The following is a 17,808-nucleotide window of genomic DNA, read 5'->3' as shown; positions in this document are numbered from 1 at the left end:
CAGAGATCAGCGAGTGAACACGCGGTTCTCTTGTTCAGCGACGCGGATAAAGGTAGTGCGTTTCGTCAGCTCTTTCAATCGTTCAGCACCGACGTAGGTACAGGCCGAACGTAAACCGCCGAGGATATCTTTAACCGTCTCCTCAACCGGGCCGCGCACAGGCAACCGCACGGTTTTGCCTTCCGCCGCACGGTATTGCGCAACACCGCCAACGTGGCGTTTCATCGCCGATTCGGAGCTCATGCCGTAGAACAGCATAAATTTCTCACCCTGTTCTTCGACGATGGTTCCTTCACACTCGTCATGTGCCGCAAGCATGCCGCCGAGCATGGTGAAATCTGCACCGCCCCCGAAAGCTTTGGCAATGTCACCTGGAACCGAGCAGCCGCCGTCGCTGACGATCTGTCCGCCTAAACCGTGTGCCGCATCTGCGCACTCGATAACGGCAGAAAGCTGAGGATAACCAACGCCGGTCTTCACGCGTGTAGTGCACACTGAGCCGGGGCCAATACCCACTTTGACGATATCTGCGCCAGACAAAATCAGCTCTTCCACCATTTCACCGGTAACCACGTTGCCTGCGCAGATGGTTTTACCTGGGAAGCTTTCACGCACGCGCAGCAGGAACTGAACGAAGTGCTCAGAGTAGCCGTTAGCAACGTCGATGCAGATAAAGTTGAGCTGCGATGATAACGCCAGAATGGCGGATAACTTCGTGAAATCTGATTCTGATGTACCAGATGAGACCATCACATGACTCAGCACCGCCGCTGGCACGCGTTGTACAAATGCCTGCCACTCTTGCACGCTGTAATGTTTATGCACTGCGGTCAGTACGTTAAAACTCGCCAGGGCTTCAGCCATCGTGAAAGTACCGACGGTATCCATGTTGGCGGCAATAATCGGTATGCCACTCCAGTTCAAGCCTGAGTGTTTAAAGGTGAAGGTGCGTTCCAGCTCAACCTCGGAACGGCTTTTCAAAGTGGAACGTTTTGGGCGGATCAAAACATCTTTAAAGCCCAGTTTTAGATCTTCTTCAATGCGCATAGCTGATTATCCTGGTTAGTGACGACGAACCGCGGTTCGGGTAGCGCTCACGGCTCCAGTGTCGTTATCATACGCGCCATTCGTTCCGCGACAAGACTGCGAATTTCACTTTATTTAGGCTACAATCCCTTAAATTTAGCTGAGAAAATTGATTGTGATCATGCTCTCATCTTGCTGTGGTTAATCGCCGCTCACGATATAAATTTTGCGAGAACGCTATGCCTTATACCGTTGCGCTCACCGGCGGCATTGGCAGTGGTAAAACCACTATTGCCAACGCTTTCGCAGCGCTAGGCGTTGATATTATTGACGCTGACGTCATTGCCAGAGAAGTTGTTGAGCCCGGAACGCCTGCCCTAAAGGCGATTGCTCAGCGTCATGGAGATACCATTTTGACGGCAGAAGGCACGCTCTATCGTGCGCGGCTTCGTGAAATTATTTTCCAACAGCCACAAGAGAAAAACTGGCTCAATCAGCTGCTTCATCCACTCATCAACGCCCGCACGCAACAATTAAAATTATTGGCCACCTCACCTTATGTGCTTTGGGTGGTGCCGCTGTTGGTCGAAAACGGCTTACAGCATCAGGCCGATCGCGTGTTGGTCGTGGATGTGGATACCGCCACGCAGTTGCAACGCACCCAACAGCGAGATGGTATTTCGCTAAGTCAGGCGAAAAATATTCTTGCCGCACAGGCTAGTCGCGAACAGCGTCGGGCCTGTGCGGATGACATCATTGATAACAGTGGTACGCCTGAACAGGTGCTACCGCGCGTTGCTGAGCTTCACCAGCGCTATCTACGCCTGGCAGCAACCGGAAAGGATTAACATCATGAGCACAATTGTTCTGTTTGAACACCCATTGAATGAGAAGATGCGCACCTGGCTGCGCGTCGAATATCTGATTGATCAGCTGCATGAAACGGTGCCGGTTAACGGTTCGGTATCAGCACTCGGCGTTTTCCGTATTCTTAGCGATTTACTGGATATTTTTGAGCGCGGAGATATGCGCACTGAATTGTTAAAAGAACTGGAGCGCCAGCAACAAAAATTACGCGCCTGGCTGGATGTGCCAGGCATTGATGAACTGCGCGTGAATGATCTGCGTCAGCAGCTGAAGCAATGCTCAAGCGAACTCATGGCGGCACCGCGCATGGGCCAACAGTTACGTGAAGATCGCCTGGTTGCTCTGGTACGTCAGCGTTTGAGCATTCCCGGCGGCTGCTGCAGTTTCGATCTACCCAGCCTGCACATCTGGCTGCATCAGGAGCAAGCAGTGCGAGATGTTCAGGTGAATGGCTGGCTGGCATCACTAAATCCGCTGCGTAATAGTTTGACGATGATCCTCGATTTGGTGCGCCAGTCTGGCATATTTCGTCATCAAACCAGCCTCAACGGTTTTTATCAGGATAACGCCGAAGGATCCGATTTACTGCGCCTGCAATTAACGCTGGAAGACGCGCTGTACCCACAGGTCTCGGGTCACAAAAGCCGTTATGCGATTCGTTTCCTGCCATTAGACAGCGAACGCGGAGAAGTACCAGCCCGACTGAATTTTGAATTAGCTTGTTGTTAGAGGAAGTTATGCCGGAAGAGATAATTACCGTACCTTGCCCCAATTGTCGTCGCGATGTGATTTGGGATGAGTTGAGCCCGTGGCGGCCATTCTGCAGCAAACGTTGCCAGCTGATTGATTTAGGTGAATGGGCAGCAGAAGAGAAACGTATTCCCAGCAGCGGTGACCAGATGGACAGCGATGACTGGAGCGAAGAACAGCAGTAAAAAGTAAGGGGCTTAGCGCCCCTTCACTTAAATCTCGCCAGCCACTAATCGGCTGATCAATTCATGGTTCGCAGGCGGAAATTCATCCGCGACCAAATCCTGCTGTTCGACCCAACGCTGTGGCTGACCTTCACGACCATAAGGTTCGCCGTTCCAGCCTTCAACCAGGAAGAAATGCAGCGTAACGCGCAGATCTTCATAACTGTGATCGGCCTGACCAATCGCGCTTGCCGACGTGACTTCAATACCGGTTTCTTCCATCAGCTCACGCTTGAGCGCCTGCTCGGCAGATTCATCTTGTTCAATTTTTCCGCCGGGAAACTCCCACTTATTCGCCATATAGGAGCTTGCCGCACGCTGGGCAAGGAAGATTTGACGTTCTGTATTGCGAATGATGCCCACCGCAACCTGCAGGTGTTTCATAAGCTGGATTCCGCTTTTTTAATAAAATGAGCGCTGAGTGTAAATCAGACATCGAGTGATGTTAACCGTTGAGCGGAAAGTGACGTCCCACGCCCTACAAAAGCCAGTGATTAAGACATGTCGTAAGGATCGCAACCGGGAATGTTGGGAATACTCGCAGCACTTTCTTCTGTTAAACCCGACTACCTATGGAATTCAAAGAAACAACGTTTCTGGCGCAAAATACGCCGGAACAATTACATGCCCTACGCCATCTGGTATTTCATGACATCCTGACGTTAGACAGCGCAAAGAACACCTTAACATGGTGGCCTGAACACAAAGTTATTTCGTTGAATGAAGCGCAAAAACGATTCTTCTCCTGTCTGTTGCTGCGGATTACCTCGAAGCGACAGATTATTGCCACCGTTTGGAATGAGAGCTATCCGAGCATAAGCGATAACAATTACCATCAGCTACTGTTCCAAAGCCGGGCGCTGTTGAAGCGAGCTGGCTTACCGGATGGTTTACTGGTCACGCTGCCGTATCATGGCGTGCGCCTAAACGAAGAGAAACTCATGGCGATAACACGCTAAATCGTTAACAAAAAAAAGGAGCCCGAAGGCTCCTTTTTTTATCAGGCCAGACGGCCGTGGCACTGCTTGTATTTTTTGCCGGAACCACATGGGCAGAGATCATTACGGCCCACTTTACGCTCCCCGCCTTGTGCGGCTAACGCTTCGGCTGCTGCGGTGGCATCATCAACATGGCTCAGCTGCTGCTGTTGCGCTAAACGCTCCGCTTCTTCACGGCGCTGCTGCTCCATCGCTTCCACTTCTTCTGGCATGCGTACCTGAACTTTGCTTAGGGTGCTAATCACTTCGTACTTCAGTGATTCAAGCATCGCCGCAAACATAGAGAAGGATTCACGCTTGTATTCCTGCTTCGGATCTTTCTGGGCATAACCGCGCAGGTGGATGCCCTGACGCAGGTAATCCATCGCTGCCAGATGCTCTTTCCACAACGAATCCAGCGTTTGCAGCATCACGCCTTTCTCAAAGTTGCGCATCATCTCTTCGCCAACCACTTCTTCTTTAGCAGCATAGCTTTCCGCGGCGTGGGTCATGATACGTTCGCGCAGCGTCTCTTCGTGAAGATCGGGCTCTTTATCCAACCACTCAGCAATAGGCAAGTTCAGATCGAAGTCGTTACGCAGACGCTCTTCCAGGCCGGCAACATCCCACATCTCTTCCAGTGACTGCGGCGGAATGTAGGTATCAATGGTAGTTTTGTAGACATCTTCACGGATGCTATTGATGGTTTCAGACACATCAGACACATCCAGCAGTTCGTTACGCTGGCTGTAGATGGCGCGACGCTGATCGTTGGCAACGTCATCGTATTCCAGCAGCTGTTTACGAATATCGAAGTTGCGGCTCTCCACTTTACGCTGCGCGTTGGCAATCGCTTTAGTCACCCATGGATGCTCGATTGCTTCGCCTGGCTTCATGCCCAGTTTACGCATCATGTTCGATACGCGATCTGAAGCGAAGATACGCATCAATGCATCTTCCATCGAGAGGTAGAAGCGTGAAGAACCGGCATCACCCTGACGACCCGCACGACCACGCAGCTGGTTATCGATACGGCGAGATTCGTGACGCTCAGTACCAATAATGTGCAGACCGCCTGCAGCCAGCACCGCATCGTGACGCAGTTTCCACGCTTCTTTCATCGCCTGAATCTGCTCTTCGGTTGGCTCGTCCATTGCGGCGAGTTCAGCCTGCCAGCTCCCGCCCAGCACGATATCGGTACCACGACCGGCCATGTTGGTTGCGATAGTAACCGCTGCAGGCTGACCCGCCTGAGCAACGATATCCGCTTCGCTGGCATGGAATTTGGCATTCAGTACGCTGTGTTTAATGCCCGCGCGCGTCAGTTCATTGGAAACGACTTCAGATTTCTCAATCGAAATTGTACCCACTAACACCGGCTGCCCTTTAGCAGTGCAGGCACGGATGTCTTCGATAATGGCGTCAATCTTCTCTTTCTCGGTCATGTAGACCAGATCGGCCATATCTTTACGCACCATCGGACGGTTGGTTGGCACCACGATCGTGTCGAGTTTATAGATGGAGCTGAATTCGAATGCTTCGGTATCTGCGGTACCGGTCATACCGGCCAGTTTCTCGTAGATACGGAAGTAGTTCTGGAAGGTAATGGAAGCCAGCGTCTGGTTTTCATTCTGGATTTCCACACCTTCTTTCGCTTCAACCGCCTGATGCAGACCATCTGACCAGCGGCGACCTTGCATGGTACGGCCGGTGTGTTCATCAACGATGACCACTTCGCCATCTTTAACGATGTAATCAACATCGCGGGTGAAGAGTGCATGAGCACGCAGCGCCGCAGTAACGTGGTGCATCAGCATGATGTTGGTCGGGGAGTAGAGTGACTCGCCCTCTACCATGATGTTTTGGCTAACCAGCAGCTCTTCAACTTTTACCAGGCCGCGCTCGCTCATGTGTGCCTGGCGCGCTTTTTCATCAACCCAGAAATCGCCTTCGCCCTGGAAGGTTTCAGAGTCTTCTTTTTCCTGACGCACCAGATGCGGGATGATCTTGTTAACTTTGGTATAAAGCTCAGAACTGTCTTCCGCCGGACCAGAGATGATCAGTGGCGTACGTGCTTCATCGATCAGGATTGAGTCGACTTCATCCACCAATGCGTAATGCAATTTACGCTGCACGCGCTCTTCCGGACTGAACGCCATGTTGTCGCGCAGGTAGTCGAAGCCGTATTCGTTGTTGGTGCCGTAGGTGATGTCAGCGGCATAAGCTGCACGCTTCGCCACGGCTGGCATGTTTGGCAGGTTAATGCCGATGGTCAGGCCAAGGAATTCAAACAGTGCACGGTTATTTTCGGCATCACGCTGCGCCAGATAGTCATTGACGGTAACAACGTGCACGCCTTTGCCGCTCAGCGCGTTCAGGTAAGCGGGCAGGGTCGCGGTCAGGGTTTTACCTTCACCGGTGCGCATCTCTGCGATGCAACGTTCGTTGAGCACCATGCCGCCAATCAGCTGCACATCAAAGTGACGCATACCGAAGACACGCTTACTTGCTTCACGTACGGTGGCAAAGGCCTCAGGAATCAGGCTTTCAAGGCTTTCGCCTTTTTTCAGGCGCTCACGGAACAGGTCAGTTTTCGCTTTCAGTTCATCGTCAGAGAGCTTTACGAAATCCGGCTCCATCTTATTGATGACGTCGACGATTTTGCGCATACGGCGCAGAGTGCGATCATTGCTGCTGCCGAATACTTTAGTTAATAATTTGATTAACATGATAAATTTTTCTCAATTCAGCCGTGATTTCACGGGCTGCAAAATCTGATTCAGGATGTGGAAAAAACGTTAGCAGTTAAGCAATAAAAGGCCCGGCGCGGATGCCATGAATAGCAGCCTGCCAATCAGCAGAGGAAAGGATTTGTGGTTCGTTGTGACGCAGGTTTTGTTGCGGCTCAACCACAGTCAGCGATTGCGCCGGAGAAGTCAGCAACGCCTGAAGCGAACCTATCAACGCCAGCTTTTGTGCCGCCAGCGGCACAGCTTGATCGGCTTCCGCCTGAGCGGGCGGCGTCATACTAAAGGAAAGGTGGCGAATAACGGTGCGAATCGCATGCTGGTGCCAGTAGTCAACGTTGAAATTCGGTCGACGCGCGCTTTCCTGCAGACGAATCAGATGGTCAAAGTGGACAACATTGCCGACAAACAGGCTGCTTATCGGTGAATCATTTGCTTTCGGCTCAGAACTTTGCGCACAGGCAGGCAAACCTAAACTGGCCGCCACCATCCCCAACAGGAGATGTGGCCAGAAATAGCGTCTGCCTAATTGTCGCCAGCGTGAGAAAATCCCGATCACAATCCGTCCACAATGCATTGAATAAAGTAATAAAGCGGTAGCAAAAATCTGCGTTACCCAGCTTATGTGAGCGCCAGATGATAGCACTTATGTGGGGCTTCGACACCAGTGATTAAAGGGGCTTCGGCGGAATTCACGTTTTTTTGTACAGGGTTTCGCCAGTTGCTACAGCGAATTGAGATCGGCTTGGCAGGAATAAAAATGAGGCAATAAAAAACGGCAGGTTCAACTGACCGGAGAGGGTGTCAGCGAAACCTGCCGTTTAATGTCTGACTTACGCCAGAACTAAATTTGGTGCTTTGAATGCCAGTGGCAGTTCAGCTTCATCTTCGAAGGTCGCCCATTCCCAGGCTTCCTGCTTAGCCAGAACCGCTTGTAGCAACTTGTTGTTCAACGCATGGCCCGATTTAAAGGCGGTAAACGCGCCAATAACATTATGGCCGCACATGAACAGGTCGCCGATCGCATCGAGCATTTTATGACGAACAAATTCGTCTTCAAAGCGCAGACCGTCTTCGTTTAATACGCGGAAATCATCAAGGCCAATCGCACAATCTAAACTACCGCCCAGGCACAGGCCTTTAGACTGCAGATATTCGATTTCACGCATAAAGCCAAAGGTGCGCGCACGGCTGATTTGGCGAACAAAGTTCTCAGCCGAGAAGTTGAGCTGGTAACGCTGCGAGCTTGAGTCGATTGCTGGATGTTTGAAGTCGATAGTAAAGTCGAGTGAGAAACCGTTATACGGCTTGATCTCGGCCCACTTATCGCCATCTTCCACACGCACCGTTTGCTTAACGAGTACGAATTTCTTCGCGCTGCTTAGCTCTTCGATGCCAGCGTCCATCAGCAAATAGACAAAAGGCGCGGCACTGCCATCCATGATCGGGATTTCCGGTGCATCAACTTCAACAATAATGTTGTCGATGCCCAAGCCCGCCAATGCGGCGTTCAGGTGTTCAACGGTTGAAATACGCACGCCTTCATCGTTCACCAGGCAAGTACTCAGCATGGTGTCGCGCACATATTTTGCATCAGCCGGGAAATCTACCGGTGGATTCAAGTCAGTGCGACGATAGATGACCCCGGTGTTAGCCGACGCAGGGCGTAACGTCAGTGTGACTTTCTTGCCGGTATGTAAACCGACACCAGTCGCCTGAACAATACGTTTTAATGTCCTTTGTTTGATCATCGCTTTATCTCGCAATATTACCTGTCCGACCGCCAGTATAAATTACCAGCGGGCGAATACTTTAGCACAAAGAGCGGAGAATCCCAATTCTCGGGATATTCTTAATCAGCCTGCTTACGCAAGAAGGCTGGAATATCAAGGTAATCGGGTTCTTTGCTGGATGCCGCCGGTTGGTCATTCACCACTTTCGCAGCCGGTTTCTGCTCCTGCGGCAGCGGCGCCATGCCGTGCTGCTGGTAGCGATGATCCATCACTGGCTGAGTGGCCGGCTTGTTGGTCACCAGCGTGATTTCCGGACGCTTATCCATGCCGATGCCGGTTGCAACTACGGTAACACGCAGTTCGTCGTTCATCTCTGGATCCAGAGAAGTACCGATAACCACGGTTGCGTTGTCAGAAGCGAAGGCGCGGATGGTGTTACCCACGGTTTCAAACTCATCAAGACGCAGGTCGAAGCCCGCAGTAATGTTGACCAGTACGCCGCGCGCGCCGGACAGATCGATGTCTTCCAACAGCGGAGAAGAGATAGCCATCTCTGCCGCTTCTTCCGCACGATCTTCACCACATGCCACGCCTGAACCCATCATGGCGTAACCCATTTCTGACATCACGGTACGCACGTCCGCAAAGTCAACGTTCATCAGGCCAGGACGGGTAATCAGTTCAGCGATACCCTGTACAGCGCCTTTCAATACGTCGTTGGCTGCGCCGAACGCATCCAACAGAGAAATACCGCGACCCAGAACTTTCAGCAGCTTGTCGTTTGGAATAGTAATCAGTGAATCGACATGCTTAGACAGTTCAGCGATACCTTGCTCAGCAAAAGCCATACGCTTTTTGCCTTCAAAGTTGAACGGTTTAGTTACCACCGCAACGGTCAGGATACCCAAATCTTTTGCCACTTCAGCCACAACTGGCGCTGCACCAGTACCGGTACCGCCGCCCATGCCAGCTGCGATGAACACCATGTCTGCACCATCCAGCGCAGCACGCAGTGCTTCGCGATCCTCTTCTGCAGAGTTACGGCCCACTTCTGGGTTCGCACCTGCACCAAGACCTTTGGTAATATTGGTCCCGATCTGGATCGTCTGGCCGACCGCTGTCTTACGCAACGCTTGCGCGTCGGTGTTCACAGCGAAGAATTCCACACCTTCGATACGCTCGCGTACCATGTGCTCTACGGCGTTGCCACCGCCACCGCCGACGCCGATGACTTTAATCACCGCGTCATTGGTTAATTCCATAGGTTCAAACATGATTTCTCTCCGTTATGTGCCTGTCGCCTGGAGATCATAAACATTGCCAGCATGATCTCCTTTTTCAAAAATTAAAACTCTTTCTTCAGCCAGCTGTTGATTCGCTTGAACCAGTTGCCCACTGAAGCACGTTTTTCCGTTTCTGCGTCACCGTTCATGTGTGACTCTTTGCCGTAATGCAGCAGACCAACCGCCGTAGAGTAATACGGCTCCTGCGCATAGTCCGTCAGGCCGGTGATGTTAAGCGGCTGTCCGATGCGCACTTGCGTGTGAAACACGCGCTGTGCGCAAGCTGCCAAACCTTCAATCTGCGCCGCACCACCGGTCAGCACGATACCGGCCGCCAGATGGTGTTTCACGCCTTGCTGGCGCAGCTGCTCCTGTAATTGCAGAATCTCGTCGTTGACCAGATTCAACAGTTCGGTGTAACGCGGCTCGATGACTTCAGCCAGCGTTTGACGCTGCAGGCTACGTGGTGGACGTCCACCTACGCTCGGCACTTCAACATTTTCGTCTTTGCCGACAATCGAGCCCAATGCACAACCGTGACGCACTTTAATCGCTTCTGCGTCGGTGGGCGGTGTACCAAAAGCGTAAGCGATATCGCTGGTTACCACGTTCCCGGCATACGGAATCACTTTGGTGTGACGCAGTGCACCGCCAGTATAGACAGCGATATCCATTGTACCGCCACCGATATCAACAACACAGACGCCCAGCTCACGTTCATCTTCCGTCAGTACGGAGAAACTGGATGCCAACCCGGCAAAAATCAGTTGGTCAACTTTCAGGCCGCAACGTTCAACGGCTTTGACAATATTTTTTGCCATATCGTTGTGGCACGTGATCAAATGTACTTTCGCCTGCATACGTACGCCAGAAAGTCCCACTGGATTCTTAATGCCTTCCTGATAATCGATGGCATATTCCTGCGGGATAACATGCAGAATACGATGCTCATCACGTACGCGAACGGATTTCGCCGTATGCACCACGTTCTCTACATCATCCTGAGTCACTTCCTCTTCCGAAATCGGAACCATCCCGATTTCGTTCTGGCAACTGATATGTTTGCCCGATAAAGCAAGGTAGACCGAGGAAATCTGGCAGTCCGCCATCAATTCAGCCTGATCGATGGCGCGCTGTACGCATTTCACCACCGATTCCAGATCGTTTACGCCGCCTTTATCCATGCCGCGAGACGGGCAACTGCCCACCCCAATAATATTGACCATACCATCGGGCAGAATTTCCCCAACCAGGGCGGACACCTTCGCGGTGCCAATTTCGAGTCCTACTACCAGTTTTCTGTCCGTTGCCTTGATCATTGTGGTTTAGCCTGTGCCTGGTTCTGTTGCTGATTACTGTCCTGTGGCTCTATCGGTGCAGCGGCCCAACCGACTGCGGCGCCCGAGTCGTAGCGCAAATCAACGTACGTGATGCGCTGGTTCTGACTCTGGCCCTGCTGCTGCAAATCCGGATAAAGCTCAATAAAACGGTTCAGACGCTTCATGGTATCGCTACGACCTAATTCGATGCGCACATCGTCACTGGTCACTAATTGCCACGAGCGCCGCGCCGTCATCGACGCGACCTTCAGGGTAAACTTGTTAGCCTTTAATACATCACTCATGGTGTGATAGCCGGCTAACACCTCGTTTTCACTGCCTTCCGGACCGTACAACATCGGCAACGTTTCTTTGCCAACGTGACTGGCCGGAACGCTGAAGGAGACGCCAGCGGCGTCCACCATATGTGAGTCATTCCAGCGTGCAACCGGAACATACTCCACCAGATTTATCTTCAGCTCATCAGGCCACTGCTTGCGCACACTGACCTGCTTAATCCAGGGTAAACGCTCAATCTGCTGCTGGATGATATCCACATTCTGCGACATGAAGGTTCCCGGCGCGCCAAGCGATAAAATGGCCTGACGAATATCATCATGCGTGGTGTAGTGGGTTTGCCCGGTCACCACCAGCTTCGATAACGGCAAGCGTGACGCGTCATTCATCCACTTCAGCACTACGAGGCCACCCGCCACCATAATGCCCAACACAATCAGCAGGAACACCATGCCAAACAGTCGCGCACCGTTGCTGCGCCCGGAGCGTGTCCGCTCCTGAGGTTCGCGATTGCGTACTCGTATCGCTGCCTGAGACATATCAGTCAGCCAGCTCCAGAATACGCGCCACCAGCTGCGGGAAGCTGTATCCCGCTTGCTTCGCGGCCATCGGCACTAAACTGTGGCTGGTCATGCCGGGCGAAGTATTCACTTCCAGCAGCTGGAAGTTGCCCTCACCGTCGGCCATTACGTCCACGCGACCCCAGCCGCTGCAACCCAATGCGCGCCAGGCTGACCACACCAACGTCTGCAATTCTGCTTCCTGCTCGGCGCTTAATCCGCTCGGGCAGAAGTATTCAGTATCGTCAGAAATGTATTTAGCTTCATAGTCATAGAACTCGCTGGCGGTTTTAATTCTGATAGAAGGCAGAATTTGCTCACCCACGATGCCCACGGTATATTCCGCGCCGCTCAGAAAAGCTTCGATCAGCACGTCATCATCATGACGAAAGGCTTCTTCAAGCGCTGCGGGTAATGCATCCGCATGGTTCACGCGGCTGATACCGACGCTAGAACCTTCGCAGCTTGGCTTGACAAATAGCGGTAAACCCAGCGCCTCAATGGCTTTGGTAGTATCCGCGTTTAAACCTTGTTCATGCTGCTGACGCGTCAGCCAAACAAATTTGCCTGAGGGTAATCCCCTGCCCTGCCACAGCAATTTGCTGCGCAGCTTATCCATGGTGATGGCGGAAGCCATCACACCGCTGCCGGTATAGGGCAGTTGCAGAAACTCCAGCACCGCTTGCAGCGTGCCGTCTTCACCACCACGACCGTGCAAAGCAATAAACGCTTTAGCGAAACCTTGCTGTTTCAGGTCAAGCACCGACACATCACGCGTATCGACTGCATGCGCATCAATGCCCATTTCACGCAGTCCGGCCAGCACTGCCGCACCGGACATCAGCGACACATCACGCTCGGCCGAGGTGCCGCCCATCAAGACTGCAACCTTCTCAGTCATAGCGCGCCTCCGACTTAACGGCAGGCTGTAATTCGTTTTCGGCCAGCTTGCGGGCAATCTTGCCGATGTTGCCTGCGCCCTGCACGATCACCAGATCGTCGCCCGACAGCAACGGTGCCAGCGCATCTGGCAGCGCGTCATGCTCAGAGACCAGAATCGGATCAACTTTGCCACGGTTACGAATCGCGCGGCACAGCGAGCGGCTATCAGCGCCAGGAATCGCCGCTTCACCCGCCGGATAGACATCCAGCATCAGCAACACATCTACCTGCGACAGCACATTAGCGAAATCATCAAACAGGTCACGCGTACGCGTGTAGCGATGTGGCTGGAATACCATCACTAGCTTCTTGTCAGGCCAGCCCGCACGTGCGGCTTTGATGGTGACATCCACTTCGGTGGGATGATGTCCATAATCGTCGACCAGCATCGCACTGCCTGAATTACCGTTGACGGCGGCGGTATCGAACTCGCCCAGCACGTCAAAGCGTCGTCCGGTGCCCTGGAAGCTCTCCAGCGCGGCCAGAATCGCGTTATCTTCAATCCCCTCTTCGCTGGCAACAGCTACCGCGGCGGCCGCGTTCAGCGCGTTATGACGGCCCGGCGCATTCAGCGTCACTTTCAGCACCGGCTTATCCTGACGAATAATGGTGAAGTGGCCTTGTGCGCCACGCTGCTCGTAATTCTCAATACGCACATCCGCGTCATCGCTAAAGCCGTAGGTGGTTACCTGGCGGCCTACGCGCGGGATCAGGTCACGAATCACTGCATCATCCACGCACATTACCGCGCGTCCATAGAATGGCAGGTTGTGCAGGAAGTTAATGAACGTCTGCTTCAGGTTCTCGAAATCGCCCTGATAAGTGTCCATGTGATCCGCTTCGATGTTGGTGACAATTGCCACCATCGGTTGCAGATGCAGGAAGGACGCATCACTTTCATCTGCTTCAGCAATCAGATAACGGCTGCTGCCCAGGCGCGCATGCGTGCCTGCGGCTTTAACCAAGCCACCGTTAACGAAGGTGGGATCCAGTCCGCCTTCCGCGTAAATGCTGGTCACCATCGCGGTGGTGGTGGTTTTACCGTGCGTGCCCGCAACCGCAATGCCGTGACGGAAACGCATCAGTTCAGCCAACATCTCAGCACGACGAATCACGGGAATACGCTGCTCACGGGCGGCAACCAGTTCAGGGTTATCCTGCGCTACGGCCGTCGACACCACGACAACGCTGGCATCGGTGACGTTTTCCGGACGATGGTTGAAATAAATCGTCGCACCCAGCGCAGCCAGATGCTGTGTCACCGCGTTCGGCGCCAAATCAGAACCGCTGATGTGATAGCCTTCGTTCGCCAACACCTCGGCAATACCGCCCATGCCAGCACCACCGATGCCGACAAAGTGAATGTGCCGGACGCGACGCATCTCGGGCACAATAGAACGCAGTTTTGCCAATTGTTGTGTATTCATCTGTTTCAATTACCTGTTTTTCCCGTTTGTACCTGCTGAAGGTACGGGCCAAATCAACTGGCCGATTAATTTACTTCGCGACGCGCGCCACTTCATTTGCAACCCGCTCGGTTGCATCGGGAATCGCGACCTGACGGGCTTTTTCTGCCATCGCCAGCAATGTGGTGCGATCCCAGTGACGCAGCGTGTCCGCTACCACAGCCGCGGTGAACTGCGGCTGCTCGAAAATTTTGGCTGCGCCCGCTTTTTCCAGCGGCAACGCATTCCAGTACTGCTGACGATCTTTGTGCTGAAACGGTACGAAAATTGCCGGTAAACCTGCGGCCGCCACTTCACTTACCGTCAATGCGCCCGAACGGCACACTACGACATCGGCCCAGGCGTAAGCTTCGGCCATGTCATCGATAAACTCGGTGACTTTGTGCTGCGGCTGGCCCGCTGCGCGGTAAGCCTGCTGCACGGTTTCCAGTCCGCCTTTACCGGTTTGATGCCAAACCGTAATGGCTTCGCCCAACGCTGCGGCCACTTGCGGCACGGTCTGGTTGAGGATGCGCGCGCCCTGGCTGCCGCCAACCACCAGCACGCGAATCGGGCCGAAACGTGCGCTCAGTCGCTCTGCCGGTAACGGCAGCGCTAACACATCGGTACGCACCGGATTGCCAACCACTTCAGCATTTGGAAACGCCCCCGGAAACGCCTGCATCACTTTGGTGGCGATCTTCGCCAGCCACTTGTTGGTCAGTCCGGCAATGCCGTTCTGCTCATGCAGCACCACCGGAATACCGCAGCTCCACGCCGCTAAGCCGCCAGGGCCCGAAACGTAGCCACCCATTCCCAGCACTACATCCGGCTGCCAGCTCTTCATGATGCGACGCGCCTGGCGCCATGCATTGAAGATGCGTACCGGTGCCAGCAACTGCGCTTTTACACCTTTACCGCGTAAACCGCTGATGCGGATAAAATCAATTTCAATGCCGTGTTTCGGCACCAAATCCGCTTCCATTCGGTCAGCGGTTCCCAGCCAGCGCACCTGCCAGCCTTGTTCCATCAGGTGATGGGCAACGGCCAGACCCGGGAACACATGTCCGCCAGTACCGCCTGCCATGACCATCAACCGTTTGCCACTCATCGTGCACCTCGGGTAAACGCCTGCGCTTTTGCCAGACGCGTTTCATAATCTATGCGTAATAAAAACACGATGGCGGTCGACATGATGATCAGACTCGAACCACCGTAACTGATCAGCGGCAGCGTCAGACCTTTCGTCGGCAGCATGCCAGCAGCTGCACCCACGTTAACCAGCGCCTGGAAGCTAAACCACACGCCAATTGAGCAAGCGAGGAAGCCTGAGAAGCGCTGATCGATCTCCAGAGCACGGCGACCAATCGACATCGCGCGAAAAGCGACGAAGAATACCATCAACAGCGCTAAAACCACACCGACATAACCCAACTCTTCACCGATGATGGAGAAGATGAAGTCAGTATGTGCTTCCGGCAGATATTCCAGTTTCTGCACCGAGTTGCCTAAGCCCTGCCCCCAGAACTCACCGCGCCCAAACGCCATCAACGATTGCGTCAGCTGGTAGCCGCTGCCGAAGGGATCTTCCCACGGGTTCCAGAAGGAGGTCACACGGCGCATGCGGTACGGTTCGGCGATGATCAGCAGCACCACGGCGAAAATGCCGGAGCCGATGATCGCCAGGAACTGCCACATTTTCGCCCCGGCGAGGAACAGCATCGCCAGCGTGGTAACAAACAGCACAACGACGGTACCGAGATCCGGCTGCGCCAGCAGTAGCACGGCCAGCACCACCATCACGCCCATCGGCTTACAGAAACCCCAGAAGTTGTTACGCACCTCTTCGACTTTGCGCACCAGATAGCTGGCGAGATAGCAGAACAGCGTCAACTTCGAAAGCTCGGCCGGCTGAATACGCAGCGGGCCAAGAGCAATCCAGCGCGATGCACCGTTCACCGAGCTACCGACGACCAGAACGATCAGCAACATCACCACGGACACCATCAGCATCACGTTGCTGTAGCGCTGCCAGAAATCCATCGGGATGCGCAAGGTCACCAGCGCCATACCAAACGCCAAAGCGATATAAAACGCATCACGCTTGGCAAAGTAGAACGGATCTTCATTCAGACGTTGACCAACCGGCATCGACGCCGACGTCACCATCACAAAACCGATCAGCGCCAGCCCAAAGGTCAGCCACAGCAGCGTGCGGTCGTACAGCACCATCGGCGCATCATCACTGTCGCGCGCGCCCATCACCCATTCACGCAGGCGCAACGACAGATAGTTGGCGATACCGGCTCCAGGAATGCGCATCAGCTCAACTCCTTCGCCAGTTGCGCGAACTGATCGCCGCGCTGTTCAAAATTACGGAACTGGTCAAGGCTGGCGCAGGCCGGTGATAACAGCACCATATCGCCGGCTTTAACCTGGGCGGCAATCTGCGTCATCGCCTGCTGCATGGATTCAGTGCGCGTGGCGATCTCCGGACGCAATGCCGCTAACGCATCACCATCTCGACCAAAACAGAACAGCTTCACGTTGTCGCCCTGCAGATAGCGCGCCAGCGGGCTGAAATCAGCCGACTTGCCGTCGCCGCCCAGCAGCAGCCACAAGGTACCTTTCACCTGCAAGCCATTCAGCGCCGCTTCGGTGCTGCCAACATTGGTGGCTTTGGAATCGTTAATCCAGCGCACACCGTGGGCTTCATGCACCAATTGGAAGCGATGCGCCAGGCCGGTAAAGGTGGTTAATGCTTTCAGGCTGGAAGCGCGTGGAATATTCACCGCGTCGGCCAATGCTAGCGCTGCCAGCGCGTTGGTATAATTGTGTTGGCCCACCAGCGTCATCTCATCGGTGTTCAGGACTTTCTCGCCCTTCGCCCGCAGCCAGGTGCTGCCCTGCTGCTGATTAAGATGATAATCGCCGAGGTTGATGCCGAAGCTTACGCAGCGCTGATCAACACCGCGCACCGGCATGGTCATGCCATCGTCAGCATTCACCACGCAGACGCTGGCGTTTTCGTAAATGCGCAGCTTGGCGGCACGATACTGCTGCATGCCGAGCGGATAGCGATCCATGTGATCCTCGGTGAGATTGAGGATCGTCGCCGCCGCCGCTTTCAGGCTATGCGTGGTTTCCAGCTGGAAGCTGGAGAGTTCGAGTACATAAAGCTGTGCTGGCGATTTCAACAGCGTCAGCGCTGGCAAACCGATGTTACCGCCCACGCCTACCTGCCAACCTGCTGCGCGCGCCATTTCACCCACCAGCGTCGTCACGGTGCTTTTACCATTCGAACCGGTGATCGCCACAATCGGAGCCTGCGCTTCACGGCAGAACAGCTCAATATCGCCGATGATTTCAATCCCGGCATCGGCTGCTTCGCTCAATGCAGGATGCGCCAGCGCGATCCCGGGGCTGGCGATAATCAGATCGGAGGCCAGCAGCCAATCACTATTAATACCGCCAACATAGCGCTCCACCGAAGCTGGCAGTTTGTCCAGCCCCGGCGGCGAGACACGGGTATCCATCACGCGTGGCGTTACGCCTTGCGCGAGGAAGAAATCAACACAGGAGAGGCCAGTAATGCCTAATCCAATGATGACGACTTTTCTGCCCCGATAGTCAGCCAT

General features: G+C 53.9%; 17 protein-coding genes. 4 read left to right on the top strand and 13 right to left on the bottom strand.

Annotated elements, in window-relative coordinates:
* Positions 1–6: 6 nt before the first annotated feature.
* A complete protein-coding gene (locus ACYAC5_RS03620) occupies positions 7–1,047 on the bottom strand; it encodes a GMP reductase (protein WP_110867529.1) in 1,041 nt (346 codons plus the stop codon).
* A gap of 218 nt (positions 1,048–1,265) precedes the next feature.
* On the opposite strand from ACYAC5_RS03620, the gene coaE reads away from it, so the two are divergent.
* The 3 genes from coaE to yacG are packed head-to-tail and all read left to right on the top strand — an operon-like array spanning position 1,266 to position 2,828.
* On the top strand, positions 1,266–1,874 hold the full coding sequence (coaE, locus tag ACYAC5_RS03615; protein WP_101762105.1) for a dephospho-CoA kinase: 609 nt from the start codon (positions 1,266–1,268) through the stop codon (positions 1,872–1,874).
* A 4-nt stretch (positions 1,875–1,878) separates the two neighbouring features.
* The gene (gene zapD, locus ACYAC5_RS03610; RefSeq protein ID WP_101762106.1) at positions 1,879–2,622 is read left to right on the top strand and encodes a cell division protein ZapD; all 744 of its coding nucleotides are present in this window, start codon (positions 1,879–1,881) and stop codon (positions 2,620–2,622) included.
* 8 nt (positions 2,623–2,630) lie between these two features.
* Positions 2,631–2,828, top strand: coding sequence for a DNA gyrase inhibitor YacG (yacG, locus tag ACYAC5_RS03605; protein WP_061718119.1), 198 nt, complete (start codon positions 2,631–2,633; stop codon positions 2,826–2,828).
* Positions 2,829–2,855: 27 nt separating this feature from the next.
* Here the strand turns inward: yacG and mutT are convergent, their stop codons facing one another.
* The gene (gene mutT / locus ACYAC5_RS03600) at positions 2,856–3,251 is read right to left on the bottom strand and encodes an 8-oxo-dGTP diphosphatase MutT (RefSeq protein WP_101762107.1); all 396 of its coding nucleotides are present in this window, start codon (positions 3,249–3,251) and stop codon (positions 2,856–2,858) included.
* Positions 3,252–3,439: 188 nt separating this feature from the next.
* Here mutT and ACYAC5_RS03595 point away from each other — a divergent pair, with 188 nt between their 5' ends.
* On the top strand, positions 3,440–3,826 hold the full coding sequence (locus ACYAC5_RS03595; protein ID WP_110867527.1) for a winged helix-turn-helix domain-containing protein: 387 nt from the start codon (positions 3,440–3,442) through the stop codon (positions 3,824–3,826).
* Between the two features lie 41 nt (positions 3,827–3,867).
* Here ACYAC5_RS03595 and secA read toward each other — a convergent pair whose 3' ends face one another.
* From secA to murD, 11 genes are all read right to left on the bottom strand, one after another.
* Positions 3,868–6,573 (bottom strand): preprotein translocase subunit SecA, encoded by a 2,706-nt coding sequence (gene secA, locus ACYAC5_RS03590; RefSeq protein ID WP_101762109.1) that lies wholly within the window; start codon positions 6,571–6,573, stop codon positions 3,868–3,870.
* A 76-nt stretch (positions 6,574–6,649) separates the two neighbouring features.
* Positions 6,650–7,150: a secA translation cis-regulator SecM gene (gene secM, locus ACYAC5_RS03585; RefSeq protein WP_338064763.1), complete on the bottom strand. Its 501-nt coding sequence runs from the start codon at positions 7,148–7,150 to the stop codon at positions 6,650–6,652.
* A gap of 274 nt (positions 7,151–7,424) precedes the next feature.
* Positions 7,425–8,342: a UDP-3-O-acyl-N-acetylglucosamine deacetylase gene (gene lpxC / locus ACYAC5_RS03580; RefSeq protein WP_312464515.1), complete on the bottom strand. Its 918-nt coding sequence runs from the start codon at positions 8,340–8,342 to the stop codon at positions 7,425–7,427.
* A 101-nt stretch (positions 8,343–8,443) separates the two neighbouring features.
* Complete coding sequence (ftsZ, locus tag ACYAC5_RS03575; protein ID WP_008108602.1) at positions 8,444–9,598, bottom strand: cell division protein FtsZ; 1,155 nt, start codon at positions 9,596–9,598, stop codon at positions 8,444–8,446.
* A gap of 71 nt (positions 9,599–9,669) precedes the next feature.
* Positions 9,670–10,926 carry a cell division protein FtsA gene (ftsA, locus tag ACYAC5_RS03570; protein WP_007888634.1) on the bottom strand — a complete coding sequence of 419 codons (1,257 nt, stop codon included), beginning with the start codon at positions 10,924–10,926 and terminating at the stop codon, positions 9,670–9,672.
* Positions 10,923–11,762 (bottom strand): cell division protein FtsQ, encoded by an 840-nt coding sequence (ftsQ, locus tag ACYAC5_RS03565; protein ID WP_101762111.1) that lies wholly within the window; start codon positions 11,760–11,762, stop codon positions 10,923–10,925. The genes ftsA and ftsQ overlap by 4 nt, the downstream gene beginning before the upstream one ends.
* 1 nt (position 11,763) lies before the next feature.
* The gene (locus ACYAC5_RS03560; protein WP_137385156.1) at positions 11,764–12,684 is read right to left on the bottom strand and encodes a D-alanine--D-alanine ligase; all 921 of its coding nucleotides are present in this window, start codon (positions 12,682–12,684) and stop codon (positions 11,764–11,766) included.
* Complete coding sequence (murC, locus tag ACYAC5_RS03555; protein ID WP_462062416.1) at positions 12,677–14,152, bottom strand: UDP-N-acetylmuramate--L-alanine ligase; 1,476 nt, start codon at positions 14,150–14,152, stop codon at positions 12,677–12,679. The genes ACYAC5_RS03560 and murC overlap by 8 nt, the downstream gene beginning before the upstream one ends.
* A gap of 70 nt (positions 14,153–14,222) precedes the next feature.
* Positions 14,223–15,281 carry an undecaprenyldiphospho-muramoylpentapeptide beta-N-acetylglucosaminyltransferase gene (gene murG / locus ACYAC5_RS03550; protein ID WP_137385155.1) on the bottom strand — a complete coding sequence of 353 codons (1,059 nt, stop codon included), beginning with the start codon at positions 15,279–15,281 and terminating at the stop codon, positions 14,223–14,225.
* Positions 15,278–16,492: a cell division protein FtsW gene (gene ftsW, locus ACYAC5_RS03545; RefSeq protein WP_462062415.1), complete on the bottom strand. Its 1,215-nt coding sequence runs from the start codon at positions 16,490–16,492 to the stop codon at positions 15,278–15,280. The genes murG and ftsW overlap by 4 nt, the downstream gene beginning before the upstream one ends.
* Positions 16,492–17,808, bottom strand: coding sequence for a UDP-N-acetylmuramoyl-L-alanine--D-glutamate ligase (gene murD / locus ACYAC5_RS03540; RefSeq protein WP_462062413.1), 1,317 nt, complete (start codon positions 17,806–17,808; stop codon positions 16,492–16,494). Before murD ends, ftsW begins: the two co-directional genes overlap by 1 nt.

The organism is Pantoea sp. y20 (assembly GCF_054903455.1).
This window is presented reverse-complemented; position numbering and strand designations above follow the sequence as displayed.